At 72.7% G+C, this 23,727-nt stretch carries 28 protein-coding genes; 11 read left to right on the top strand and 17 right to left on the bottom strand.

The window, feature by feature from the left end; all coding sequences use genetic code 11:
* Nucleotides 1–300: 300 nt before the first annotated feature.
* The 9 genes from JQN83_RS19135 to JQN83_RS19095 form a co-directional block, all read right to left on the bottom strand.
* Nucleotides 301–1,050 (bottom strand): lysophospholipid acyltransferase family protein, encoded by a 750-nt coding sequence (locus tag JQN83_RS19135; RefSeq protein ID WP_208568489.1) that lies wholly within the window; start codon nucleotides 1,048–1,050, stop codon nucleotides 301–303.
* 94 nt (nucleotides 1,051–1,144) lie between these two features.
* Nucleotides 1,145–3,205 carry an amylo-alpha-1,6-glucosidase gene (locus JQN83_RS19130; RefSeq protein ID WP_208568488.1) on the bottom strand — a complete coding sequence of 687 codons (2,061 nt, stop codon included), beginning with the start codon at nucleotides 3,203–3,205 and terminating at the stop codon, nucleotides 1,145–1,147.
* Nucleotides 3,205–3,576, bottom strand: a complete 372-nt coding sequence (locus JQN83_RS19125) for an SCP2 sterol-binding domain-containing protein (RefSeq protein WP_208568487.1) — start codon at nucleotides 3,574–3,576, stop codon at nucleotides 3,205–3,207. Before JQN83_RS19125 ends, JQN83_RS19130 begins: the two co-directional genes overlap by 1 nt.
* Before the next feature lie 210 nt (nucleotides 3,577–3,786).
* The gene (locus JQN83_RS19120) at nucleotides 3,787–4,203 is read right to left on the bottom strand and encodes a CBS domain-containing protein (RefSeq protein ID WP_208568486.1); all 417 of its coding nucleotides are present in this window, start codon (nucleotides 4,201–4,203) and stop codon (nucleotides 3,787–3,789) included.
* A gap of 164 nt (nucleotides 4,204–4,367) precedes the next feature.
* Nucleotides 4,368–5,393, bottom strand: coding sequence for an aspartate-semialdehyde dehydrogenase (locus tag JQN83_RS19115; RefSeq protein WP_208568485.1), 1,026 nt, complete (start codon nucleotides 5,391–5,393; stop codon nucleotides 4,368–4,370).
* A gap of 247 nt (nucleotides 5,394–5,640) precedes the next feature.
* Nucleotides 5,641–6,987: a M16 family metallopeptidase gene (locus tag JQN83_RS19110; RefSeq protein ID WP_208568484.1), complete on the bottom strand. Its 1,347-nt coding sequence runs from the start codon at nucleotides 6,985–6,987 to the stop codon at nucleotides 5,641–5,643.
* Nucleotides 6,984–8,276 (bottom strand): M16 family metallopeptidase, encoded by a 1,293-nt coding sequence (locus JQN83_RS19105; RefSeq protein ID WP_208568483.1) that lies wholly within the window; start codon nucleotides 8,274–8,276, stop codon nucleotides 6,984–6,986. Before JQN83_RS19105 ends, JQN83_RS19110 begins: the two co-directional genes overlap by 4 nt.
* Nucleotides 8,277–8,632: 356 nt before the next feature.
* Entirely contained in the window at nucleotides 8,633–8,902 is a 270-nt protein-coding gene (locus tag JQN83_RS19100) for a hypothetical protein (RefSeq protein WP_307799436.1), read from the bottom strand.
* A gap of 447 nt (nucleotides 8,903–9,349) precedes the next feature.
* On the bottom strand, nucleotides 9,350–10,507 hold the full coding sequence (locus JQN83_RS19095; RefSeq protein ID WP_208568482.1) for an alkaline phosphatase PhoX: 1,158 nt from the start codon (nucleotides 10,505–10,507) through the stop codon (nucleotides 9,350–9,352).
* A 312-nt stretch (nucleotides 10,508–10,819) separates the two neighbouring features.
* On the opposite strand from JQN83_RS19095, the gene JQN83_RS19090 reads away from it, so the two are divergent.
* The 3 genes from JQN83_RS19090 to JQN83_RS19080 all read left to right on the top strand — a co-directional run bounded on the left by JQN83_RS19090 (nucleotide 10,820) and on the right by JQN83_RS19080 (nucleotide 12,476).
* The gene (locus tag JQN83_RS19090) at nucleotides 10,820–11,923 is read left to right on the top strand and encodes a 3-deoxy-7-phosphoheptulonate synthase (RefSeq protein ID WP_208568481.1); all 1,104 of its coding nucleotides are present in this window, start codon (nucleotides 10,820–10,822) and stop codon (nucleotides 11,921–11,923) included.
* Between the two features lie 37 nt (nucleotides 11,924–11,960).
* On the top strand, nucleotides 11,961–12,203 hold the full coding sequence (locus JQN83_RS19085; protein ID WP_208568480.1) for a hypothetical protein: 243 nt from the start codon (nucleotides 11,961–11,963) through the stop codon (nucleotides 12,201–12,203).
* Between the two features lie 63 nt (nucleotides 12,204–12,266).
* Entirely contained in the window at nucleotides 12,267–12,476 is a 210-nt protein-coding gene (locus JQN83_RS19080) for a hypothetical protein (RefSeq protein WP_208568479.1), read from the top strand.
* 68 nt (nucleotides 12,477–12,544) lie between these two features.
* On the opposite strand, the gene JQN83_RS19075 is transcribed toward JQN83_RS19080, so the two are convergent.
* From JQN83_RS19075 to JQN83_RS19065, 3 genes are read right to left on the bottom strand one after another with little or no spacing between them, the layout of a single operon-like run.
* Nucleotides 12,545–13,087: a DUF1360 domain-containing protein gene (locus tag JQN83_RS19075; RefSeq protein ID WP_208568478.1), complete on the bottom strand. Its 543-nt coding sequence runs from the start codon at nucleotides 13,085–13,087 to the stop codon at nucleotides 12,545–12,547.
* A 54-nt stretch (nucleotides 13,088–13,141) separates the two neighbouring features.
* Nucleotides 13,142–13,459, bottom strand: coding sequence for an SRPBCC family protein (locus JQN83_RS19070; protein WP_208568477.1), 318 nt, complete (start codon nucleotides 13,457–13,459; stop codon nucleotides 13,142–13,144).
* Nucleotides 13,459–13,779 (bottom strand): DUF6158 family protein, encoded by a 321-nt coding sequence (locus JQN83_RS19065; RefSeq protein WP_208568476.1) that lies wholly within the window; start codon nucleotides 13,777–13,779, stop codon nucleotides 13,459–13,461. The genes JQN83_RS19070 and JQN83_RS19065 overlap by 1 nt, the downstream gene beginning before the upstream one ends.
* 128 nt (nucleotides 13,780–13,907) lie before the next feature.
* Between JQN83_RS19065 and JQN83_RS19060 the strand changes: the two genes are divergently transcribed.
* Nucleotides 13,908–14,330, top strand: coding sequence for a hypothetical protein (locus tag JQN83_RS19060; protein WP_208568475.1), 423 nt, complete (start codon nucleotides 13,908–13,910; stop codon nucleotides 14,328–14,330).
* 24 nt (nucleotides 14,331–14,354) lie between these two features.
* Entirely contained in the window at nucleotides 14,355–14,684 is a 330-nt protein-coding gene (locus JQN83_RS19055; protein ID WP_208568474.1) for a DUF3817 domain-containing protein, read from the top strand.
* Nucleotides 14,685–14,696: 12 nt separating this feature from the next.
* Here the strand turns inward: JQN83_RS19055 and JQN83_RS19050 are convergent, their stop codons facing one another.
* Nucleotides 14,697–15,215, bottom strand: a complete 519-nt coding sequence (locus JQN83_RS19050) for a DUF6232 family protein (protein ID WP_208568473.1) — start codon at nucleotides 15,213–15,215, stop codon at nucleotides 14,697–14,699.
* Nucleotides 15,216–15,698: 483 nt separating this feature from the next.
* Between JQN83_RS19050 and JQN83_RS19045 the strand changes: the two genes are divergently transcribed.
* A complete protein-coding gene (locus tag JQN83_RS19045; RefSeq protein ID WP_208568472.1) occupies nucleotides 15,699–16,682 on the top strand; it encodes a C40 family peptidase in 984 nt (327 codons plus the stop codon).
* A gap of 129 nt (nucleotides 16,683–16,811) precedes the next feature.
* On the opposite strand, the gene JQN83_RS19040 is transcribed toward JQN83_RS19045, so the two are convergent.
* The 4 genes from JQN83_RS19040 to JQN83_RS19025 form a co-directional block, all read right to left on the bottom strand.
* Nucleotides 16,812–17,801 carry a sigma-70 family RNA polymerase sigma factor gene (locus JQN83_RS19040; RefSeq protein WP_208568471.1) on the bottom strand — a complete coding sequence of 330 codons (990 nt, stop codon included), beginning with the start codon at nucleotides 17,799–17,801 and terminating at the stop codon, nucleotides 16,812–16,814.
* Between the two features lie 477 nt (nucleotides 17,802–18,278).
* Nucleotides 18,279–19,178 (bottom strand): N-acetylmuramic acid 6-phosphate etherase, encoded by a 900-nt coding sequence (locus JQN83_RS19035; protein WP_208568507.1) that lies wholly within the window; start codon nucleotides 19,176–19,178, stop codon nucleotides 18,279–18,281.
* A gap of 71 nt (nucleotides 19,179–19,249) precedes the next feature.
* Nucleotides 19,250–20,164: a MurR/RpiR family transcriptional regulator gene (locus JQN83_RS19030; protein WP_208568470.1), complete on the bottom strand. Its 915-nt coding sequence runs from the start codon at nucleotides 20,162–20,164 to the stop codon at nucleotides 19,250–19,252.
* A 150-nt stretch (nucleotides 20,165–20,314) separates the two neighbouring features.
* Complete coding sequence (locus tag JQN83_RS19025; protein WP_208568469.1) at nucleotides 20,315–21,058, bottom strand: nucleoside/nucleotide kinase family protein; 744 nt, start codon at nucleotides 21,056–21,058, stop codon at nucleotides 20,315–20,317.
* Nucleotides 21,059–21,213: 155 nt separating this feature from the next.
* On the opposite strand from JQN83_RS19025, the gene JQN83_RS19020 reads away from it, so the two are divergent.
* From JQN83_RS19020 to JQN83_RS19000, 5 genes are all read left to right on the top strand, one after another.
* Nucleotides 21,214–21,819: a nucleotidyltransferase gene (locus tag JQN83_RS19020; protein WP_208568468.1), complete on the top strand. Its 606-nt coding sequence runs from the start codon at nucleotides 21,214–21,216 to the stop codon at nucleotides 21,817–21,819.
* On the top strand, nucleotides 21,816–22,082 hold the full coding sequence (locus JQN83_RS19015) for a hypothetical protein (RefSeq protein ID WP_208568467.1): 267 nt from the start codon (nucleotides 21,816–21,818) through the stop codon (nucleotides 22,080–22,082). The genes JQN83_RS19020 and JQN83_RS19015 overlap by 4 nt, the downstream gene beginning before the upstream one ends.
* Before the next feature lie 10 nt (nucleotides 22,083–22,092).
* A complete protein-coding gene (locus JQN83_RS19010; RefSeq protein ID WP_208568466.1) occupies nucleotides 22,093–22,815 on the top strand; it encodes a metallophosphoesterase family protein in 723 nt (240 codons plus the stop codon).
* 42 nt (nucleotides 22,816–22,857) lie between these two features.
* Nucleotides 22,858–23,001, top strand: a complete 144-nt coding sequence (locus JQN83_RS19005) for a GPGG-motif small membrane protein (RefSeq protein WP_007464364.1) — start codon at nucleotides 22,858–22,860, stop codon at nucleotides 22,999–23,001.
* A gap of 214 nt (nucleotides 23,002–23,215) precedes the next feature.
* On the top strand, nucleotides 23,216–23,710 hold the full coding sequence (locus JQN83_RS19000; RefSeq protein ID WP_208568465.1) for a TspO/MBR family protein: 495 nt from the start codon (nucleotides 23,216–23,218) through the stop codon (nucleotides 23,708–23,710).
* Nucleotides 23,711–23,727: the final 17 nt, after the last annotated feature.

Below are 23,727 nucleotides of genomic sequence, written 5' to 3'. Positions count from 1 at the left end.
CCGCCCGCGCCGCACCCCCAGCACCGCCCGCGCCGCACCCCCAGCACCGCCCGCGCCGCACCCCCAGCACCGCCCGCGCCGCACCCCCAGCACCGCCCGCGCCGCACCTGCGCCTGCGGCGGCAGCGGCAGCGGCAGCGGCAGCGGCAGCGGCAGCGGCAGCTAACGGTGGTCACGAGGCCCACCCGAACGGCGGCAGGAAGAACGGCCAGGACGACCGTCTGGGAAGGGCCGAGGGGCAGGACGACCGTCCGAGAAACGGCCGAGCGGCAGGGAGACCGGGCAGGGAAGGCGACCGCAGTCAGGAGGCGGTCGAGCGGCGGGGGCGGCGGTCCAGTTCGGCGGCCTCCTGCAGGTTGGGCGCGGTCCCGCCCAGGTGGGCCGGCTGCCACCAGGTGTCGTCCGGGCCGGACGGCTTGTCCGGGTACTCCTGCTGGGCCCGGTCGACCAACGCGGACAGCCGGGTCTTCAGCTCCGCCGTCATCGCGTTGGCGTCCGGGTACGCACCCGGGTCCATCGGCTCGCCGAGCAGGATGGTGATCGGGGTGTGCCGCCGGGTCAGGGTCTTCGGCCGCCCCTTGGTCCACAGCCGCTGGGTGCCCCACAGCGCCACCGGCACCAGCGGCACCTCCGCCGCCTGCGCCATCCGGGCCGCCCCGCTCTTCAGCTCCTTGACGGTGAACGAGCGGCTGATCGTGCCCTCCGGGAAGAGACCGACCGCCTCGCCGCGACGCAACGCGTCCACCGCCGTGTTGTACGAGCCGACGCCCGCCGACCGGTTGACCGGAATGTGCTTCATGCCGCGCATCAGCGGGCCGGAGACCTTGTGCGCGAAGACCTCGTGCTTGGCCATGAACCGCACCAACCGCCGGGAGGCGTGCGCCCCGTACCCGCAGAAGATGAAGTCGAGGTAACTGACGTGGTTGCTGGCCAGCACCACCCCACCGGTCCGGGGGACGTGGTGGTTCCCGTCGACGGTCAGGCGCAGGTCGAGGACCCGGAACAGCGTCTTGGCAGCGGTGATCACGGGCGGGTACACGAGTTCCGGCATCCGGTGACTTTACCCCGCGAGGGTTGCGCGACCGTCGGACGGAGCCGCCGTAGCGGGACCCCCGGCCGACCCCGGCCGACGGGCGGAACCCCGGTCAGTCGGCCAGCCTGTCCAGGTCGAGGCGGCCCCGGGCGAAGGCGTCCACCCGCCCCCACCGACCCGGGATGTCCAGCACCTCGATGCGGCCCATCCCGACCGGCAGCACCGGCTCCACCGCCAGGTGCCCCTCGTGCGGCTCCAACCCGAGCATGGTGCGCAGCAGCAGCAGCGGCGCCCCCGTCGACCAGGCCTGCGGGCTGCACGCCGTCGGGTACTCGACCGGGAACTTGGTCTGCTCCCGGGGATAGCCGCCGAACGCCTCGGGCAGCCGCCCGTCGAAGTACGTCGCCGCGTCGAGGATGCCGCTGGCGATGGTGGCGGCCTCCTCGGCGAAGCCGTACCGGCGCAGGCCCCAGGCGATGAAGGAGTTGTCGAACGGCCAGATCGTGCCGTTGTGGTAGCCGATCGGGTTGTACCGCACCTCCCCCTCGGCGAGGGTCCGCACCCCCCACCCGGTGAACAGCCGGGGCCCGACCATGTGCTCGGCGATCTTCTCGGCCCGGTCGTGGTCGACGATCCCGCTCCACAGCAGGTGCCCGATGTTGGAGCTGAGCACGTCGCACTGTCGGCCGTCCGGGTCCAGGGCCAGCGCGTAGAACTCCCCGTCGGCCACCCACCAGTCCCGGTTGAAGCGTTCCTTCAGCGCCGCCGCCTCCTGCTCCAGCCGGTCGGCGAACGCCGGGTCACCCCAGAACTCCCGGGCCATCCGGGCCGCCCGCAGCTTCGCGTCGTACGCGTACCCCTGCACCTCGCAGGTGGCCCGGGGGAACGGTGGCAGGCTGCCGTCGGCGTACGAGATGGAGTCCCAGGAGTCTTTCCAGCACTGGTTCTCCAGGCCGGTCTCGGTGTTACGCCGCTCGTACCAGATGTAGCCGTTGCCGGCCAGGTCGGCGTAGTCGTCGATCCACTTCAGCGCGGCCCGGCACTCCCGTTCCAGCTCTTTGACCAGCGCGACGTCACCGCTCCACCGCTCGTACTCGTCGAGCAGCACCACGAACAGCGGGGTGGCGTCCACCGAGCCGTAGTAGGGCGAGTGCGGCTGCTCCTCGAACGCGGCCGTCTCGCCGTAGCGCATCTCGTGCAGGATGCGGCCCGGGTCCTCGTCGCGGAAATCGTCGAACCGGCTGCCCTGCAGCGACGCCAGGATCCGCAGCGTGGTCTTGGACAGTTCCGGGGCGAACGGCAGCACCTGTAGGCAGGTCAGGATGCTGTCCCGCCCGAACATGGTCATGAACCAGGGCAGGCCGGCGGCGGGCAGGGTCTGGCCGCCCAGCGACAGCGGCGCGAACCGCAGCGCCGCCAGGTCGACCAGGCTGCGCCGGTAGATGGCGGCCAACTTGTCGTGCTCGCTGTTGACCTTGGGGGCCTTGGCGATCCACTCCTCCAGGTCGTGCTGGAGGGCGAGCCGCTCGTGGCCGTGCGCCGTCACCCCCAGCCGCAGGTCCCGGCCCCCGGGGCCGAGCGCGAAGGTCTGCACGTCGATCTCGGCGTTCCACTGCTCGTTGGGCTCCAGGTGCACCGAGTACACGAAACCGTTGCGGTCGTAGCGGGCCGGCCGGGACGACGAGATGACCGTCTCCCGCACGAAGTTGCCCCGCCGGTAGCCCAACCGCAGCCGGTCGGACTCGGCCTCGGCGTACAGCTCGCCCTTCTTGTTGAGGATCTCGTCCTTGACCTGGAAGAGGTCGGCGAAGTCGGCCCCGGCATCCATCCGGACCTCCAGGTCGACCGCCTTCTCGTCGTGGTTGAGGATGGTCAACTGTTCGCGGAAGCTACCGCCGACCGCGCGTTCCCGGATGATCGACAGCTTGGCGTCGACGTAGTGGGTGGCCATCCCGGGCACCAGGAAGAACCGCGCCTCGTAGTACTGGAGGTCGTCGTAGGACAGCGCGTTGAGCCGTTCCCCGTTGACCGTCAGCACCCAGCGGGACAGGAACCGCATGTCCAGGGAGAACAGGCCGGTCGGCTCGCTCGGCGTCGCCTCGATGTCACCGGTCTCCTCCGAGACGACGAACGTGTTGCCGTCCAGGATCCGGATCGTGTTGCTCTGTCCCATCACCGCACCTCCCGCTGGTGGCGGCCGCGGGGCCCCCGGGCGTCCGGGGAGCCCGGGAAGATCCGCTCGATCTGGACCACCAGCCGGGCGTCACCGGTCACCGTCATGTCGCCGCGCAGCACCGCCGCCAGGCCGTTCTCCCGGCCGGCGGCCATCTCCTCGAACAGCGCCGGAGTGGTGCCGACGACGGTGTCCGCCTCCCGGTCCTCCTGGCTGACCGTCAGGTCTCCCCGGTCCACCCGGAGCAGCCAGTGGGTGGTCTGCGCCCCCTCGTGCAGATCGAAGCGCAGCGTCCCGACCGCCTTGTTCAGCAGCGGCTCGTGCTCCCGCCGGTCCAGGCTCTCGAAGAACCTCGTGGTCGCGTCCACCATCGGGCCCTCTCCCCCGTCGTCCATGCGCCTGCCAGTACCCGCACCGGGTGCCCGCCGGGCCCGCCGCCAACCTCGCCCGGATCGGGTGAGGACCCGCCCGGCGGCCGGCCCGGCCCCACCCGGCGGAGGGCGGCCAGCGGCACCCGTAGACAGCGACGACGCCGGCCCCCGGAGGTTCCCGGGGGCCGGCGTCGTGGCCGTGGCGGCAGGTCAGTTGTTGGGGTCGTCGGCGCTGATGTCCGCGAGCACCGACTGGGGTTCCCGCTCCACCGCGAGATCACCCATCGACACCAGGCCCACCAGCCGACCGTCGTCCACCACCGGCAGCCGGCGTACGGCGTAGGTGCGCATCAGGTCGGCGGCGGCGACCGCGTCGTCGTACTGGCTGACCGTGATCACGTCCCGGCTGGTGATCTCGCTGAGCCGGGTCCGGTTCGGGTCCAGATCCTGGGCCACCCCCCGGACCGTGATGTCCCGGTCCGTCACGATCCCCACCACGTCATCACCGTTGGTCACCACCACGTCACCGATGGCGCTGTCCCGCATCTCCTGCGCGGCGGCGGCGAGGGTGTCGTTGCCGTCCATCGTCACCAACCGGGTCGTCATGAACTCTCCGACCGTTGTCATGGTGCTCCCCTCTCGGTGTCGGCACGGCGGTCTACCCGCCGGCCCCGAGCAGGTAACACCCCGCTCAGCGCAGCCCGGCAGCCGTCAGTCCAGCCCGGCGACCGTCAGTCCAGCTCCGCGACCACCAGCGCAGCCCGGCGACCGTCAGTCCAGCTCCGCGACCGTCAACGCAGCTCGGCGGCGACCAGCTCGGCGAGCTGCACCGCGTTCAACGCGGCGCCCTTGCGCAGGTTGTCGTTGGCGCAGAACAGCGCCAGGCCGTGCTCGACGGTCTCGTCGGCGCGCAGCCGGCCGACGAAGGTCGGGTCCTGGCCGGCCGCCTGCAACGGCGTCGGGATGTCCGACAGGGCCACCCCGGGCGCACCGTCGAGCAGCTCCCGGGCCCGCTGCGGGGTGATCGGCCGGGCGAACCGGGCGTTGATCTGCAACGAGTGGCCGGTGAACACGGGCACCCGGACGCAGGTGCCGGAGACCTTCAGCTCGGGGATCTCCAGGATCTTGCGGCTCTCGTGGCGCAGCTTCTGCTCCTCGTCGGTCTCGAACGAGCCGTCGTCGACGATCGAACCGGCCAGCGGGAGCACGTTGAAGGCGATCGGCCGGGCGAAGGAGCGCGGCGCGGGGAACTCCACGGCCGACCCGTCGTGGGCCAGTGCGGTGGCCCCCTCGACGACCTTGCGGACCTGCTCGTCCAGCTCGGCGACCCCGGCCAGGCCGGCCCCGGAGACCGCCTGGTAGGTGGCGACGACCAGGCTGATCAGCCCGGCCTCGTCGTGCAGCGGGCGCAGCACCGGCATCGCGGCCATCGTGGTGCAGTTCGGGTTGGCGACGATGCCCTTCGGCCGGTCGGCGAGCGCGTGCGGGTTGACCTCGGCGACGACCAGCGGCACCTGCGGGTCGGTGCGGAACGCCGACGAGTTGTCGATCACCACCGCGCCGGTCGCGGCGACCCGGGGGGCCAGTTCCTTCGCGGTGCCCTTGCCGGCGGAGAAGAGCACGATGTCCAGCCCGGAGTAGTCGGCGGTCGCCGCGTCCTCCACCGCGACCTCGCCGTCCCGCCAGGGCAGAGTGCGCCCGGCCGACCGGGCCGAGGCGAACAACCGCACCTGCTCCGCCGGGAACTCGCGTTCCGCCAGCACCTGCCGCATGACCCCACCGACCTGGCCGGTGGCTCCCACAATGCCGATCCTCATGCCCGCGAGGCTACCCAGCCGCAGGCCCACGGCGGGAAACGTTTCCCACCGCCCGGGTCACCGCCCGCCCGTCGGGCCGCCGCCCCGGCCGGCCACCGGACCGCAAACCACCCGACGGTACGCCCCGAACTCCCGCAGGATCGGCCGCGACCGGGCCGTCCGGCCGCAGCATCCGCGCCGCCGGCCGGGCCCGGCCCGCCCGGGGCGACGCGACCGGAATCACACCGCCCCGGGCACCGACGGCCGGTCAACCGACGTGGTCGGTCACCTCGCCGAGGCCGGAGGCGACCAGTTCGTCGCGGATCAGTGCCGCGTCGCCCTCGATGACCAGGGTCAACGCCTCCGGGTGCAGGTGGGTGGCGGCAGCGGCGGAGACCTGCGCCACGTCGGCGGCGAGCAACGCCTCCCGCAACCGGGCGTGGTAGTCGTCGGGCAGGTCGTGCACGACCAGGGTGGTCAACGCCGAGGCGATCGCCCGCGGGCTCTGCAACTCGACCGAGAGCTGGCCCGCCCGCCAGAACCGGGCCACCGCCAGCTCGTCCTCGGTCACCCCACCCACCCGGGTACGGGTGATCTCGCCGACCGCCTCGACCAGGGCCGGCGCGGTCACCGCCGTCTGCACCCCGGAGCTGACCGCGAACCGGCCGAACCGGCGGGACGAGGCGAAGTCGCCCCGGATGCCGTACGTGTAGCCGCGTACCTCGCGGATCAGGTGATTGAGGCGGGAGGTGAACGCCCCACCCAGCACGGTGCCGGCGAGCGTCATCGGCACGTGGTCGGGGTGGGCGCGGTGCGGCGCCGGGTGCCCCAGCCGCAGCGTGGACTGCACCGACCCGGGCCGGTCCACCAGGATGATCCGCCGGCCGGTGGGCAACGGCACCTCGATCGGGCCGCCCCGCTCGACGGGACCGCCGCCGGTGCCGGCGAAGGCCGCCGCGCCCAACGCGTCCAGGTCGAGCCGGTCCAGGTCACCGGCGACGACCAGGGTGCCGGGGCGCAGGAACCACTCGGAGTGGAAGACGGTGACGTCCTCCACGTCCAGCCCGGCCACCGAGTCGGGGTCGCCGTACAGCGGACGGCCCCACCGGTGCTGCGCACCGAACAGGTCGGCGCGCAACACCGCGTCGGCGCGCGGGCCGGGGTTGGCCCAGTCCATCCGCAACGCGGTCGCCTCGTCGTCGCGGACCCGACGCACGTCGTCCGGGTCGAGCCGGGGAGTCCGCACCGCCTCGGCGAGCAACTCCACGGCCGCGCCGAGGCGGTCCACCGGCACCTGCACGCTGACCTGGAAGGTGTCCCAGTCCAGGCCGGTGGCCAGTTCGGTGCCGAGGCCCTCGACGGCCAGCGCGAAACCGGTGGCGTCCCGGTGCGCGGTGCCCTCCTCCAACGCCTTGGCCAGCACCGCGCCGAGCCCCTCCTTGCCCACCGGTTCCCGGCCGGCGCCCGCGTCGAGCAGCAGCAGCGCCACGGCGAGATTCTGGCCGGGCAGGTGCGCGGCGACCACCCGGCCACCGGCGACGTCCCGCCGGACCACCGTCGGGAACCGGTACGGGCGGGCGGTGCCCGGGCCCGGCCGGGTGGTGATCAGCGTCATGAGGTCTCCTCCGGCAGGTAGGTCAGGGTCACCCGGTCGGTGGGGGTGAGCAGGTCGGCGGCCAGCTCGGCGATCTGCCCGGCGGTCACCGACAGCCAGCCGGGCAGCCGGTCGGCGGTCTTCGCCGGGTCGCCGAACTGGGTGGCGTACCGGCCGAGGGCGTCGGCCCGGCCGTCCACCGTGGCCATCTGCCGCCACCACGCGGTGCTGAGCAGCGCCTTGGCCCGGTCCAGCTCGGTGGCGGTGACCGGCACGGTGGCGAGTTCGTCGACCACCTCGGCGACCCCTGCGGCGAGCCGTTGCGCGCTCACCCCGGGGCGGGCGGTGGCGGTGGCGATCACCGGTGCCGGGGCGTGCGCCAGATCCACCCCGTACGCGCCGACCAGGTCCGGTTGGGCGAGCCGTTCGCCGTCGGCGAGCCGCTGGTAGAGCCGGCTGCCCCGGCCGCTGCCGAGCACGGTGGCGGCCACCGTGGCCACGTCGTAGCCGGGGCTGCCGAACGGGTGGGTGCGGTGCGCGACGTACACCCGGGCGGCCGGCACCTCGGCGGTGACCGTCTCGACGGCGGGCCGACCGGTGCGGGCGACGGTGTGGCCGTCCGGCGCGGCGGGGATGTCCCCACGGGCCGGGATCGCCCCGAAGTACCGCTGCGCCAGCGCGAACACCTCGGCGGCGGTGGCGTCGCCGACCACGGTGAGCACGGCGTTGTCCGGCGCGTAGTAGGTCTGGTGGAACGCCTGGAAGGTGGCCAGGTCGGCGGCGTTCAGGTCGGCCATCGACCCGATCGTCGCGTGGTGGTAAGGGTGCCCCGGCGGATAGAGCAGCGGGAGCAGCCGCAGCCACGCGTCGCCGTACGGGACGTTCTCGTAGCGCTGTCGACGCTCGTTCTTGACCACGTCCCGCTGGTTGTCCAGGGTGTGCTGGGTCAGCGCGGGGACCAGACCGCCCATCCGGTCGGCCTCCAGCCACAGGGCCAGTTCCAGATGCTCGGCCGGGACGGTCTCGAAGTAGTTCGTGCGGTCCGGGTTGGTGGTGGCGTTGAGTGAGCCACCGGAACCCTGGATCAGTTTCATGTGTTCGGTCTTGGCGACGTTGACCGAGCCCTCGAACATCAGGTGCTCGAAGAGGTGGGCGAAGCCGGTCTGGCCCGCCGGCTCGTGGCGGGAGCCCACGTCGTACCAGAGGTTGACCGCGACCGCCGGGGCGGTGCGGTCCTCGCTCACCACCACGCGCAGGCCGTTGTCCAGTCGGGTCGTCTCGATGGGCCAGGGGTAACCGCTGTCGGGCATGACCCGACGCTATCCGATCTCCAGGTCGCGATGGCGACGTGTCGTCACCCGACCACGCCGCGCCGCCACCCCACTCCCGACCACCTCTTGCCCTGATCATCTCTTGCCCCGACCGCCCTCGCCCCCGCCGCCCCGCACCCCGGCCATCCCGCTCCTGACCGCCCGGCCGCCCCTCGCCCCGGCCATCCCGCTTCCCGCTTCCCGCTTTCGATCAGGACGGGACTGGAACGGGCCAACGCGGTACGGAGCGGATCAGGACGGGACTGGACTGGTGAGCCGTGGACAGGAACAGGGCGGCGGCCGGGGCGGGGCGGGGCGGGGCGCCGGGCGGGTCAGTCTGGCGGCAGTCGGGCGGGTCAGTCGGGGGGTTCGATCGGGGGCACGGTCTCTTCGGAGGTGCGGTGTTCCAGCACCGTGTCGGGGGCGGCCCCCTGGTCGGCCTCGCGGAGATCCGACTCGGCGAGGATCGCCTCGGCCTGGGCCTGCGGGTCGTCGCTGCCGACCGCCGCCTCCTCGGGCAGCAGGTGGGCCCGGGACTCCACCCGTTCCTGGTCGCTCTGCTCGTGGGTCATCATGTCGATGTCGATACCCCATCGACGCCCCCGCCACGCCACAAACTCCCCCACCCGCAACGAACCTTCACACATGCCACCCGGACACCGCCTCGAACCCGGCCCACCCCGCCCCTCGCCCTGCCCCGCCCCTCGCCCTGCCCGCCCCGCCCTCGCCGCCCAAGGTCATCCCCTCCCCCCACCGTGACCCCACCGCCCAAGATCACCCTCGAACCAGGATGTAGTGGCCTCTCACTGACCCGAGGCCACTACATCCTGGTTCGAGCACGATCATCAACGAAGACCACGCGTGATGATCATGGATTCGGGTGGGACGGGAGGCGGGGCCGCGCGCAGGGCGGACAAAAGGGTGGTCGCGAGGGTGGAGCGGGGCGGGGCGCGCAGGGCGGGCAGGGCGAAAGGCGGGGCAGGGCGAGGCGTGAGGCGCAGGGCGGGGCAGGGCGGGACGCAGGGTGGACGGGGCGAGGCGTAGGGCGGGAGGCGGGGCGGGGGCGGGCGGGGTCAGGAACGGAACGGGCCGCGTACCTCGTAGGTGATGCCACCGGCGGAGAGGCCGGCCGTGCCGCGCTGGGAGGAAAAGTAGAGCCGGCTGCCGTCGGGGGAGAACGCCGGCCCGGTGATCTCCGAGGAGGACTGCCCGGTGATCCGCAGGAACGGCGTCACCACCCCGCTCGGGGTGATCAGGTTGATCTCCATGTTGCCGCCGTCCTCGGCGACGTAGAGGTCACCGGAGCGGGTGCCGGTGATGTTGTCCACCCCGGTCAGCGGGGCGGCGCCACCGGTCACCAGCGAGTCGTCGTACGCGAGGTCGATGCGCTGGCCGACCGCGTCGTACGCCCAGACCCGGTTGTCGCCCTTGGTGGTGAACCAGCAGGTGCCGTCGGCGTACCAGCAGCCCTCGCCGCCGGTGAACCGCTTCGCCCCGGCGACCTGGTTGCGGGTGGCCGTCGGCGAGCCGTCCGGGTCGGGCACCCGGGCCCAGCTCACCGGGCCGCTGGTGGCGGTGCCGGCGACCAGTACCTCCAGGGTGCCGGCGGAGAGGTCGCCCCAGACGGTGGGGCGGAACCGGTAGAAGCAGCCGTCGGTCTCGTCCTCGGTCAGGTAGATCACCTGGCGGGCCGGGTCGGCCGCCGCCGCCTCGTGTTTGAACCGGCCCAGCGCGGGGCGCTGCACCGCGGCGGTGCCGCCCTGCGGGTAGGTCTCGTAGACGAAGCCCCGGCTGGTCTCCTCGCAGGACAGCCAGGTGCCCCACGGGGTCGCGCCACCGGCGCAGTTCTGGTTGGTGCCGGACAGGATGCGGTACGCGGAGGTGACCGTGCCGTCGGCGGCGAACCGCACCGCCGACGCGCCGCCGCTGGGGGTGACCTCCGAGTTGGAGACGTAGATCCAGCCGGTGCCGGCGGCGAAGCAGGCCCCGCCGTCGGGCGCGGGATGCCAGGTGTACGAGGTGCCGGGCACCGTCTGCCGGGAGCGGGCGACCACCCGGCTGGTGAAGCCGGCGGGGAGTTGGATGCCGTTGCCGTCGGCGCTGCCGAGCGGCCCGTAGGGGCCGGTGCCGGGCTGGGCCGGTGCGGCGGACGCGGCGCCGGACCAGAGGCTGCCGGCGAAGGCGGCGGCCCCACCGGCGACGGTGGCGCGCAGGACGGTACGACGGTCCATCGGAACCTCCGGGGGATGCGAGCGGTGCCGCCGAAGTTACCGACGGTGGCGGTGCCGGAGGTGAACGTCAGACGAGGACGGGCCGACGAGCGGATGAGTCCTTGCCTCCGGTCGGGTACGCTTGCCGGCGTGACGCGTACGTATCGATGGTTTAGGCAGCCGGCTGCGGAGCCGGTGACCTCACCATGAGCTGACGTCACCGCGTTTCGAGCCGGCCGGGCAGGAGCCTTGAGCTTCCTGCCCTTCTGTTTACGAGCAGCCGGCTCGACCCGGGCACCGGCCCCGGGCACGGTCGGCGGAAGGACTCCCACCGTGACGACCCCGGACAACGGGCCCACCCCGGACAACGGCGCGGTCATCGACCAGCGGATCGACCGTGTCGTGCCGCTGACCACCCCCGCCCTGCTCCTGCACGAGCTGCCCCTGGACCCGCCGCTGGCCTCGGCCGTGCTGGCCGGTCGGCGTGACGTCGGCCGGGTGCTGGACCGGGCCGACGACCGGCTGCTGGTGGTGGTCGGCCCGTGCTCGGTGCACGACCCGGCGGCGGCACTGGAGTACGCGCACCTGCTGCGTGAGGCCGCCGACCGGCACGCCGACGACCTGCTGGTGGTGATGCGGGTCTACTTCGAGAAGCCGCGTTCCACGGTCGGTTGGAAGGGCCTGATCAATGATCCGGCGCTTGACGGTTCCGGTGACGTGAACACCGGCCTGCGTACCGCGCGGGCGCTGCTGCGCGACGTGGTCCGGTTGGGGCTGCCGGTGGGCTGCGAGTTCCTCGACCCGATCACCCCGCAGTACATCGCCGACACGGTGGCCTGGGGCGCGATCGGGGCCCGGACGGTGGAGAGCCAGGTGCACCGGCAGCTCGCCTCCGGCCTGTCCATGCCGATCGGCATGAAGAACCGCCCCGACGGCAGCATCGGCACCGCCGTGGACGCGATCCGGGCGGCCGGGGTGCCGCACGTCTTCCCCGGCATCGACGTCTCCGGCACCCCGGCGATCATGCACACCCGGGGCAACGCCGACGGGCACCTGGTGCTGCGCGGCGGCGGGGGCCGACCCAACTACGACGCCGAGTCGGTGGCCGGGGCGTTGGACCTGCTGCGGGCGGCCGGGCTGCCGGAGCGGCTGGTGGTCGACGCCAGCCACGCCAACAGCGGCAAGGACCACCGCAACCAGCCGAGGGTGGCCGCCGACGTGGCCGCCCAGCTCGCCGCCGGTCAGCGCGGCATCGTCGGCATCATGTTGGAGAGTTTCCTGCTGGAGGGCCGCCAGGACCTGGACCCGACCCGGGAGCTGACCTACGGCCGGTCGGTCACCGACGCCTGCATCGACTGGGACACCACCGCGGAGGTGCTGGAGCACCTCGGGGCCGCCGTCCGGGCCCGCCGGGCCACCCTGCCCACCCCGGCCTGACGGGTTTGACCGTTTCGGCCCCGGGTAGCAGGGCGGGGTGACCGACGACGCGCCCATGACCGGCGACCTGCCCGGGACCGACCAGCCGGACCTCCGGCAGCTCGACGAGCTGCTGGACGAGATCTACCACGGCCAGGAACGGCTCAGCCAGGCCGACATCTACCGCTCGGCGGTCAGCGCGGACCTGCCGGCGGAGCTGCTCACCCGGGTCGCCGCCCTCCCCGAGGGGGAGTACGCGGTCGACGAGGTGGCCGACCTGCTGGGTGGGTCGGCAGGCTGACCGGCCGTCACCGGGGCGAGCTGATGCCGGGGTCACGCCGCCGGCTGGCGAGAGGAGATCGAGATGTCCGACCATGAGGAACACCACGAGCGGGTGCCGGCCCTCGGCCAGCCCCCCGAGGGACAGGACACCCTGCCCGAGCCGGATTTCGCCAACGAGCACGAGCGGACCGCCGTCGACCGGGACGTGATCACCGGCGCGGACGCCGACGAGCGGGAACCGGAGGCGTCGCGCGGTTGGGCCGGCGAGGACCACGGCACCACCCCCACCTGAGCGGGTGGCGACGGATGACGGGAAGGGGCCGGCGGACACGATCCGCCGGCCCCTTCCGGGTGTACGGGTCACCCCTCGTCGTGCCGGCCGCCCTCGGCGGCCTGCTGTGCCACCGCGTACCCCATCTGGAGGAAGTCGGACGCGGCGACGGCGGTCAGCGCGGTCGCCACCAGCCGGGTCAGCCGGGGGGCCAGCACCAGGCCGCCGGTGAGCCCGGTGGCCACCCACACGGCCAGGCAGAACGGGCAGCTGAGCAGCTCACCGATCGCGTGCCGGGTGGAGCTGCCCTGGTCGCGGACCTGCTCCATCACCTCGCCACTGCCGATCGGGCGGTCGTAGCGGGTGAACGGGGCCCGTAGCGGGCTGGTCACCGCGTCCTTGGACAGCAGCCGGCTCAGCTTGTGGGTGGCGACGGCGAGCAGCACCACGTCGCCCGGGGCGGGTCGTTCGGGCACCGGCCGGCCGGTCGCCTTCACCAGTGCCGCGATGGACGCGGTCACCCCGGCGTAGGTGCCCATCGCGGCGAGGTAGCCGCCCAGCGGCCGGTGCTCGTGCGGCGCGTACGCCTGGCGCAGTCGCGCCACCTTCTGCTTCAGACCACCGTCGGTCACCGGGGCTCCTCGCTCGTCGTTCGCATCAGTGGGCGGTTCGTGGCATCCGTCGGATCAACCCGCGGTGAGGTTCTCGGCGACCTCGCGTTCGAGGTTGGCCAGGGACTCGTCGGCCAGCCCGGCGGCCGACCCGGCGGGCAGTTCCAGCCGCACCCGGGCACCGCCGGAGTCGCCCGGGGTGACCTCCAGTTCGGCCGTCCCGTCCGGGCCGTCCCAGCGGGCCCGTAACTCGTGGTCGTACCGGCTGGTCGGGGCCGCGCCGTCGGCCCGCAGCGGCGCGGGCAACCAGGCGTCGATCCGGTCGGGGTCGGTGGCGGTGCTGAACACCACCTCGGGCGGCGCGGACATGCCGCGCTCGGCGGGGGTGGCCATCACGCCCCCCGCAGCCGGTGCGGGTCCACCTCGCGGCCGGGGTGCCGGGCCAGGTACTCGGTCTCCAGTTCGGCGGTGCGCCGCAGGTGGTTGGCGAGCGCCGAGTCGGCGGCGTGCCGGAGCGTGTCGAGCCGGGTGCGGTGCAGGCTCTGCAACTCGCGGATCAGGTCGTCGTCGCCGAGTTCGGCCGGGTCCACCCCGATCAGTTCGCCGTCGGTTTCGGAGAGCACGGTGGTCGGGTGGTGGACGTGGTCGCCGTCCCACTCGGGCATGCGCTGCTCCGGGCTGCCGTCGCCGGACCGGTGCGCTGATGCGGTCATGTCGCCCCCTCGGGCTCGACTGGGCTGGTGTCTAGACGGTTGCCCAGCCCAGGTGTCACCAAACCCGTCGGCGCGCTGGCTACGACGCCGCGTCGGAGACGGCGTGCCGTCCCGGTACCCTCGACGGCATGAAGCGGCTCTGGACACCGGCGTGGATCCTCCGCCACGTGGCCCTGGTCGTCCTGGTGACGGGCTTTCTGGCGCTGGGCTGGTGGCAGATCAGCCGGGCCGCTTCCGGCAACACGCTGAGCTGGGCGTACGCGGTGGAGTGGCCGATCTTCGCCGGCTTCGTGGTCTTCGTCTGGTGGCGTGAGGTCCGGCACACGCTGCGTGGTCCGCGCGCCGGGTCGCCGTCGACCACCGCGCCGGACCCCGGCGGGGCGTCCTCCCCCGGACCGGCCACCCCGACGGTACGCCGTCCGGTGCGGGTCGCCCGGGTGCCGGCCGCCCCGGCCGACGGTGCGGACGACGCCGACCTGGCCGCGTACAACCGCTATCTGACCTGGTTGAACGACAATCCGGGCGCAAGGCCCGGCGACTATCCCGGCTGAGGCCGGTCGGAAGGACGGACGACGGTGGGCGGAGCCCTTACCCGGTACCGCGTGATCGCCTGGATCGTGGGCGTGGCGCTGGCCGTGCTGGTGCTGATCGGCATGCCACTGAAGTACGCGTTCGACGAGCCGATCGTGGTGGCGGTCGTCGGCACCGCACACGGATGGCTCTATCTGCTCTATCTGGCCGCCACCTTCGATCTGGGGCGTCGGGTGGACTGGCCGTTGAAGCGGATGCTGCTGGTGATGCTCGCCGGCACGGTGCCGTTCGTGTCGTTCGTGGCGGAGCGGAAGGTGACCCGCGAGCTGGCGGCCACCGCGCACCCCCGTACGCCGGAGCCCGCGGCTCTCTGACGGCGGCCGGTGTCAGCGGGTCGGTCGCCAGTGGCGGGTGGTGGGTGACGGGTCGTCGGCGTCGGGGTAGCGGTGTTGTTCGCGGGCCTGGTGCAGGGCGTCGACCACCTGGTCGAACTGCTCCCGGTCGTCGCTGCTGAACAGCAGCAGCTCGGTGCCGTGGCAGTGGCCGTGCAGTTCGTGGGCCGGCGGCCGCCAGCGGTCCCCGAGCAGCACCAGCAGCACGGGCAGCAGGCACACCGCGCCCAGCCCCAGGTACGCCCCGGCGGTGAGCCGCTCCAGCCCTCCGGTGAAACCGAGCAGCACACCGGCCGCGCCCGCGCCGACGGCGGCGAGCGTGACGATCCGGGCGGCGAGCCGGTCGTGCGGGCCCCGTCCGGTCCGTAGGTGGGTGAGGTCGGCGACGGCGTAGCTGCTCCGGCCGGCGGTGAACCGTTCGGTGGTCACCACGATCCCGGGCCGGGCGTACAGCAGGGTGGTCGGTCGGGACCAGCGTGGCGGCGGTCGGGTGCTGGTGCGGTCTGCCTGCACGGCGTCCTCCCAGGGGGCCGGCGGGGCCGGTGGACCCTACCGCGACGCCATCTGCGCACGGCGGGATTCCCGGCCGGGGCTCCATTCTGTTGCCGGCACGCCCGGCCCGCGCTCCGATTTCCGACAGTTCCGACGAGCGCCACCTACCCGACCGCCGGCATCTGACCACCAATTCGGTTTTATCCGGCTTTACCGTCTCGATCCACGCCGGCATCCGTCTGGAACGACGAATGGGACCTTCCTCGCCAACCACTCAGAAGTCGGTTCCCGGTCGTCCGCCGGGCACCACCGGCGTCACCTGCCACAACGACCCGCCGCAGCGCTCCGCCAACATTCGCCGCGGCTTTGTCTGCGCGTCACTCCCGCCACAGGTTAGGTTGATCGGGCCGGCACGGTAAACGGCCGTCCATCCGGACGGGCCCGGCCGGTGTCACCGGGGGCTCAGCATCCTCCGGTGACCGGTGGGAGAGGAGTCTTCCGCTCTTGTCGTCCTTACGGATGCTGCTGCGAACCCTGGCGGTCGCCGGCCTGTCGGCCGCGCTGATCGCCCCGTCGGCGCCGGTCCGGGCCGAACCGTCGGTCGCCGACCTCACCGCCCGGATCGAGAGGTCCTCGGCGGAGCTGGAACGGATCGTCGAGTCGTACAACAAGCTCAACGAGGAGATCAAGACGAACCAGGCCACCGCAGCCGGTCTGCACGCGCGGATCGGCCCGCTGGAGGCCCAGGCCGCGCAGAGCCGCGCCGCCGTGGGGCAGATCGCCGCCACCGCCTACAAGACCGGTGGGCTGCGCACCGCCGAGGCGATCCTCGACCCGGCCGGCGGCTCGCTGGTCGACCGGCTCGGCACCCTCGACCAGCTCACCCGGCACCGCCAACAGCAGATCGACGGGTACACCGCCGACCAGCGGGCGTTGCTCGACCAGAAGGCCCGCCTCGACAGCACCCTGGCCCGGCAGGCCGCCCAGTCCCGGGCGGTCGCCAAGACCAAGAAGCGCATCGAGCAGGACCTGGCGGAGCTCTACGAGATGCGCCGGGCGGCGTACGGTCGGGCGACCGAGGCACCGGTGAAGAAGCCGAAGAGTTCCGCCTCCGCCGACACCCCCGACGCACCGGCCGTCTCCGGCAGCGCCGGAGCCGCCGTCCGGTACGCCTACGGCGCGATCGGCAAGCCGTACGTCTGGGGGGCCGAAGGACCCAACGGGTACGACTGCTCCGGCCTGACCCTGGCCGCGTGGCGGTCCGCCGGCAAGCGGCTGCCGCACAACGCGGCGATGCAGTGGAACGCGACCTCCCGGGTCAGCCGTGGCGAGCTACGCCCCGGTGACCTGGTCTTCTATTCGGGGTTGGGGCACGTGGCCCTCTACGTCGGCGACGGTCAGGTGATCGACGCGCCGAGCGCGGGCCGCAACGTGCTCAAACGCAAGATGAACATGATGAGCATCGCCGGCTACGGTCGGGTCCGCTGACCGGTACGGCAACGGCGAACGGCCGGCGTCCCCCTATCGGACGCCGGCCGTTCGCCGTCATTACTACCAGCTCAGACCGTTGACGGGCCGCTCGGTTCGGGTCGGGGTGGTACGCCCGACCGGGCCGACTCAGGCCGCCTGGAGGCCCTCCGCACGGGCCAGCTCGCGCAGCCGGCCGAGCGCCTGGATCTCCAACTGCCGGATCCGCTCCCGGGAGAGCGAGAAGCGCGACGCGACCTCGGTCAGCGAGTGCTCCCGCCCGTCCTCCAGGCCGTACCGGGCCCGCATGATGCCGGCGGACCGGTCGTCGAGGTGGTTGAGCAGACCCTCGATGCGCTGCCGCTCCAACCCGGTGAGGACGATGTCCTCCGGCGACGGGGCGTCACTGTCGGCGACCAGGTCACCGAGGTTGGTGTCACCGTCGTCGCCGACCGGGGTGTCCAGCGAAACGGTGTCCTGCGACCAGCGCCGCAGCTCGTTGACCCGCTCCACGGTGACGCCCAGTGCCGTCGCGATCTGCTCCGGCTCCGGGTCGCTGCCCAGCTCACGGGTGAGTTGGCGGGCCACGTTGCGCATCCGGTTGACGTCCTCGACCAGGTGCACGGGCAGCCGCACCGTACGCTCCTGCTGGGCGATCGCCCGGCTGATCGCCTGACGGATCCACCAGGTGGCGTAGGTGGAGAACTTGTAGCCCCGCTCGTAGTCGAACTTCTCGACCGCGCGCACCAGACCGGTGTTGCCCTCCTGGATCAGATCCAGCATGGGCATCCCGGACCGCACGTACCGGCGGGCGATCGACACGACCAGCCGCAGGTTGGCCCGGATGAAGAGATCCTTCGCCCGTTCCCCCTCGACGACCAGCCGCTCCAGGTCGTCCCGGTCGGCCCCGTCGGGGACCCGGTCCTCGCCGAGCAGGTGCTCGGCGTAGAGCCCGGCCTCGATCGCCTTGGAGAGGTCGACCTCCTTGGCGGCGTCCAGCAGTGGCGTCCGGGAGATCTCGTGAAGGTAGACGCCGACCAGGTCACGCTCCTCGGCGACCTCGTCGGTTCGCATGCCGATGTTCTTGTCCACGGTGTCCACGGTCCCCTCGCTCGCGCCGGTTGCCCGGTTCCTTGCCATCCCCACGTCCATCAGCCCTCCCCCGCTGCCCAGCCGGTGCTGACACCTGCACAACAGTTCGGACGGGTCGGGGATTCCATGTCGTGAGTCGAAAGTGTCACGAATGCCTGAGTGCCAGCTGAAAGCCCGGTCCACGTTTGCTGTCAGCCTCCCCGTGGGACTGCTGACGTCCTCCGGGTCGGCGCTGGTGGGACGTGGTGTCGCCGACCGAATTCCGAGTGTCGCGCCATTGCGACACTCCGACCCGGAGCGACCCTCGTCACCGTCCGACGGCGATCCCGGTCACTGCCAGATACGGGCCGGTGGACCGGTTGGTTCATCCGGCACTCCTGGATTACCCCACGCCCCGAACAACAATCGGCGTCGTGACGGACGTCCCGGTGGCACGGTGTTCTCCATCACTGCGGCCCGGCGTCCGGGCCGGTGGGACGCCACGGCAGGGGTCGGGAACGGCACGGGGGTGGGAACCGGGACGGATCAGGACGCGAGCAGGGCGATCGCGCCACGGACCTGGTGCGCGGTACGGGCCAGCGCGGCCCGTGCCACGGCGATCTCGGCGCCGGAGAGCAGCGAGACCAGTGCGGTCTTGAGGTCGCCGTCGGCCTCGTGCAGGGCCCGCCGGGAGACCTCCTCGGTGCACCCGGTCGCCTCGATCAGGATGGAGATCATGCGGCCCCGCAGCTTGGCGTTGGTGGCCACCATGTCGATCATCAGGTTGGAGTAGACCCGACCCAGTCGCACCATCACCGCCGTGGAGAAGGTGTTCAGCACCAACTTCTGCGCGGTGCCCGCCTTCATCCGGGTCGAACCGGTCACCACCTCGGGGCCGGTGTCGACCCCGATGACCACGTCGACCTCGCCGGCTGCTCGGACCTCCGGATTGGCACAGAGCAACACGGTCGAGGCGCTGCGCTCCCGGGACGCACCGAGCGCACCGAGGACGTACGGTGTGCGCCCGCTGGCCGCCAGTCCGACCACCAGGTCCCCGGCGGCCACGCACCGGGCGGCCTCCGCCGCGCCGCCGCGCAGGTCGTCCTCGGCGTCCTCCACGGCCTGCCACATCGCGTCCGGGCCACCGGCCAGGTGCGCGCAGAACCAGCCGCGCGGCGAGTTGAAGGTGGGGGCCAGCTCGGCGGCGTCGATCACTCCGAGCCGGCCGGACGTGCCGGCGCCGAAGTAGTGCACCCGGTGCCCGCCGCGCAGCGCGGTCACCGCGAGGTCGACGGTCACCGCGATCTCGTCCAGCACGGCCGCCACCGCCGCGGGCACCTTCCGGTCGGCGTCGTTGATGACGGTGAGCACGTCGCGGGTCGACATCAGGTCGAGATCGGTGCTGTGCGGGTTGCGCCGTTCGGTGGGCGCACCGACCCGGACCACCGGCCGCAGGTCGACCACACCCTCGGTGCCCTGCTGCTCCACCGTGTCGTCCGGCCGGGTCGGGCCGGTGGTCACGAACGCCTCCGACTGCCGCCCACCCGGTGTGTCCGCACCGCCTCGGCGGTGACCTCCAGCGCCCGGCGGGCCCGTGCCCGGTTCCGGGCGGCCACCCCCACGAAGAGGCAGTCGACCACGGTGAGCTGCGCCAGCCGGCTTGCCATCGCGCCCGAGCGGTACGTCGTCTCGCGGGCGGCGGTGGTGAGGACGAAGTCGGCGACCTCGGTGATCGGCGAACGGGGGAAGTTGGTCAGCGCGACGGTGACCGCGCCCCGGGTGCGGGCCTGTTCGAGCACCTCGATCACGTCGGAGGTGGTGCCGGTGTGCGAGATGCCGACCGCCACGTCGCCCTTGCCGAGCAGCGCGGCGGAGGTCAGCGCGGTGTGCACGTCCGGGAAGGAGAAGGCGATCCGGCCGATGCGGTGCAGCTTCTGCTGGAAGTCGGAGGCGACGAACCCGCTCGCGCCGGCACCGTAGACCTCGATCCGGCCCGCGCCGACGATCGCCTCGACGACCTGCTCGCAGACGGCCGGGTCGAGCTGCTGGGCGGTCTCCTCGACGGCCCGGGCGTCGTTGAAGGCGATGGTGGCGATGATCTGGGCCAGGTCGGCGCCGGGCGGGATGTCCCCACCGACCACCCGGGCGTCCGGCGGCTCGATCCGGCGGGCGGCCTCGGCGGCGAGCCGGATCCGCAGCTGCGGATAGCCGTCCATGCCGACGGACCGGCAGAACCGGATGACGGTGGCCTCGGAGGTCTCGGCGGCGGTGGCGAGGTCGGTGATGGTCCGTCGGGCGGCGTCGGCGGGGTCGGCGACGACCAGGCGGGCGACCCGCTGCTCGGCGGGGGACAGCGACGGGAGCAGGCCGCTGATGTGGACGATCAGCCCACCCGGCTCGTGACTCACAGAAATCTTCGGACTCTTCGCCACGGATGAAACTTACTTTCATGAGCCGCGAGCCGTCAACCATGACCGCGCGTATCCGACAGGAAGTATCCCCCGGCACCGGGGGCGTTCCGGCACAGACTCCCATTTGCGCAGCCTGACGCACCTCGGCCGGTCCGGTGGAATCGCCTCGGTCTACGGTCGGGCCTGGGCGGCGACCGGCTCCCGCCCGACGCCGTCGGTCGCCGGGGCGGACGGTCCGGTGTCGTCCGGCGGATCGACGGCCACCGGGACGGCCCCCTCCTCCGGCGGCAGCCAACGCGCCAGGTGCGCCCGGATCCGCCGGGACACCTCGTCCGGCCCGCCTCCCGCGTCGACCACCACGAAACCCGGGTACTCGGGCAACGACCGGTAGGCCGCGTCGGCGGCGGTCAACCAGCCCATCGTCTCGTGGTCCTCACCCCGTCGCTCGATGCGCCGGTACGCCTCGACCGGGTCGACGGTGAGCAGAAAGGTGACCTGCGGCGCGGGAAAGACCCGGTAGCCGGCCCGCGCCAGCCGCTCCCACCGCTGGCCACCGTGCGCCCGGATGCTGGCGTACTGGCAGGCGGAGTAGCGGTCCATCACGGCGGTCCGCCCGGTCACCAGGCAACTGAGCAGCGCGGCGGCGATCGCCAGCCAGCGCAGCACGGACTCCACGGCGAGCATCCCGTCCCGGCCCACCAGCCCCTGTGCGTCGGAGCGGCCGAACCGGTGGGCGACCCGGCCGAGCCAACGCCGACCGCTCGCGTTGCGGTGGTAGGTGGCCGGCCGCCCGGCCGAGGTCAACGCGGCGGCGAGCCGGTGCGCCTGGGTGGTCTTGCCCGAACCGTCGATGCCGATCAACGCGACGCGACGCAGTCGGGGCCTACCGTCGGTCGCGCGCCGTGATCTGGCCACCCTGCACAGACTATCCGACCCGCGCACACCCGCTGCCCGATCGGGTCCCCGGTGGGCGCGATGACCGCATCGGTCCACCGGCCCAGGTGTGGGCGGGCGGGCAGCCGGGTACGCAACGTCATTTCCCACCGACCATCCACGACGGGAGAGACCAGATGGCCGAGCGCGGGGACGTCAGCCTCCTGCACACCCTCAAGCGGGTCGCCGCCGTGCTCAAGCAGAACGAGATCCCCTTCGCGCTCGGCGGCAGCTTCGCCGTCTATGCGCACGGCGGCCACTCCAGCGAGCACGACGTGGACTTCCTGCTCCCCGAGGAGCACGTCGAGCGGGCGTTGGAGGCGCTGACCGACGAGGGCTTCACCGCCGAACGCCCGCCGGAGGACTGGCTGGTCAAGGTCTACGACGACGGGCGGATGGTGGACCTGATCCACCGGCCGGTGGAGACCCCGGTGACGCACGAGACCCTCGCCGACACCGTGATCCGCCCGGTGGACGCCATCCGGATGCCGGTGCTGTCGGCGACCCGGCTGATGGTGCACAAGCTGCTCAGCTTCTCCCAGCACTACTGCGACTTCGCCCGGGGCCTGCCGCTGGCCCGGTCGCTGCGCGAACAGATCGACTGGGAGCGGGTACGCAAGGAGACCCAGCACTCGCCGTACGCCGAAGCGTTCCTGATGTTGCTGGACCGGCTCGACGTCGTCCCGTACGGGGGGACGCCGGTGCCGTACGCCCGTATCCCCGAGGAGAGGGAGACCCCGTGACCGAGCACAGCGCCGGCCCGCCGGACGAGTACGTCGAGGCGGCGATCCAACGGCTGCTGACCGAGGACCCGGACGTCGCCGAACAGGGCATCACCGTGGCCCGTCGGGAACGCGGCCTGGTCCTCACCGGCGAGGTGGAGAGCCCGCAACGGCGGGCCGAGATCCTGCGTCGGGTGGCCGAACGGTTCCCGGACGAGGCGATCACCAGCGACATCGGGGTGATCCGCGCCCAGGCGCCGGCCCAGGTCGAGGAGCTGCCGTGAGGAGGACCCGATGATCCGGATCGCCGCCGTCGGCGACGTCCACCTGGACGCCGACGTGCTGGGCCGGTTCCGCCCGGCCCTGGAGGAGCTGCCCGACTGCGCCGACGTGCTGCTGCTCGCCGGTGACCTGACCCGGCACGGCACCGAGGCCGAGGCGCGCTGCGTCGCCCAGGAGTTCGGCGGCCTCGGGGTGCCGGTGGTCACCGTGCTCGGCAACCACGACCACCAGTGCGACCAGGTGCCGCAGGTGGTCAAGGTGCTGGAGGATGCCGGGATCACCGTGCTGGAGGGGACCGGCACGGTGCTGGAGTGCCCCGGCGGCCGGCTCGGGGTGGCCGGGGTCAAGGGCTTCGGTGGCGGGTTCGCCGGCCGGTGCGCCAGCGACTTCGGCGAGCCGGAGATGAAGTCGTTCGTCCGGACCAGCAACGAGAGCGCGGCGGCGTTGGGTGAGGCGCTGCGCGGGCTGGACTGCGACCTGCTCGTCGCGCTGACCCACTACGCCCCGGTGCCGGACACCCTGGCCGGTGAACCGTTGGAGATCTACCCGTTCCTCGGGTCGTACCAGCTGGGCCAGGCGATCGACTCGGCGCCGACGGCGCTCGCCCTGCACGGCCACGCGCACGCCGGCACCGAACGCGGTGTCACCCCCGGCGGGGTGCGGGTACGCAACGTCGCCCATCCGGTGATCAAGCAGGCGTACAGCGTCTTCCACCTGGGAGATCAAATCGACTGAGAAGCAGGTTTTCGGGATCGGGCCGCCGGGTATTCAGCAGCCATGGAGCTGATTCTCTGGATTCTCGCAGTCGTACTCGTGGTCGCCGGCATCCTCGCGCTGTTCCGCCGGCAGATCCTGTGGGGCATCGTCCTCATCGTGGTCGGCCTTCTGGTCGGCCCGGGTGGTGTCAGCATCTTCAATTGACGCCGGTACCCGCACCTGACCCGCCGGGGTCGTCGCCCCCGGAAGCCCCGTCCTCCCAGACAGGGGCCTCCGGCATCGACGACCCCGGCGTCATGCTGTGCGGGGGTGGTGCCCCGCCCGGTGCGACCGCCGCCCGGTGACGCGACCGGGCCGGCCCACGCCGGGCCGGGGGGGGCGGGTTTTTGCCGGGGCGTACCGGGGAAATATCTTGACCATGGAGACAACCCGGAGCGACCGGCGGACCGGCACCGCGCGGACCTGGTGGATGCTGCTCGCCTTCGGCGCGGCCGTCACCGTCGCCGCCGCGATCGGCGGGCTGGGGGTGTCCGGCACCAGCGACGAGTACGCCGCCCTGCGCCAGCCGGCCTGGGCCCCACCCTCGTGGCTGTTCGGCCCGGTCTGGACCCTGCTCTACGCGATGATCGCGGTCGCCGGCTGGCTGGTCTGGCGGCGGGTCGGCTTCGGCCCGGCGGTCTGGGCCTGGGTGGTCCAGCTGGTGCTGAACGCGATCTGGACCCCGCTCTTCTTCGGCGCGGGCCGCTACGGGCTGGCCTTCGCCGAGATCGTGCTGATGTGGCTGGCGATCGCCGTGACGGTGGTCACCTTCTGGCGGATCTCCCGGCCGGCGGCGGCCCTGATGGTGCCCTACTGGGCCTGGGTCACCTTCGCCGCCGCGTTGAACTTCTCGATCTGGCAGCTCAACAGCTGACGTCGCCGCCCCGGGGC

It is taken from the genome of Micromonospora antibiotica, assembly GCF_017599305.1.
In the GTDB taxonomy this organism is placed as follows: Bacteria; Actinomycetota; Actinomycetes; order Mycobacteriales; family Micromonosporaceae; genus Micromonospora; species Micromonospora antibiotica.
Note: the sequence above shows the minus strand (reverse complement) of the source record. Positions and strands in the feature narration are given on the sequence as shown.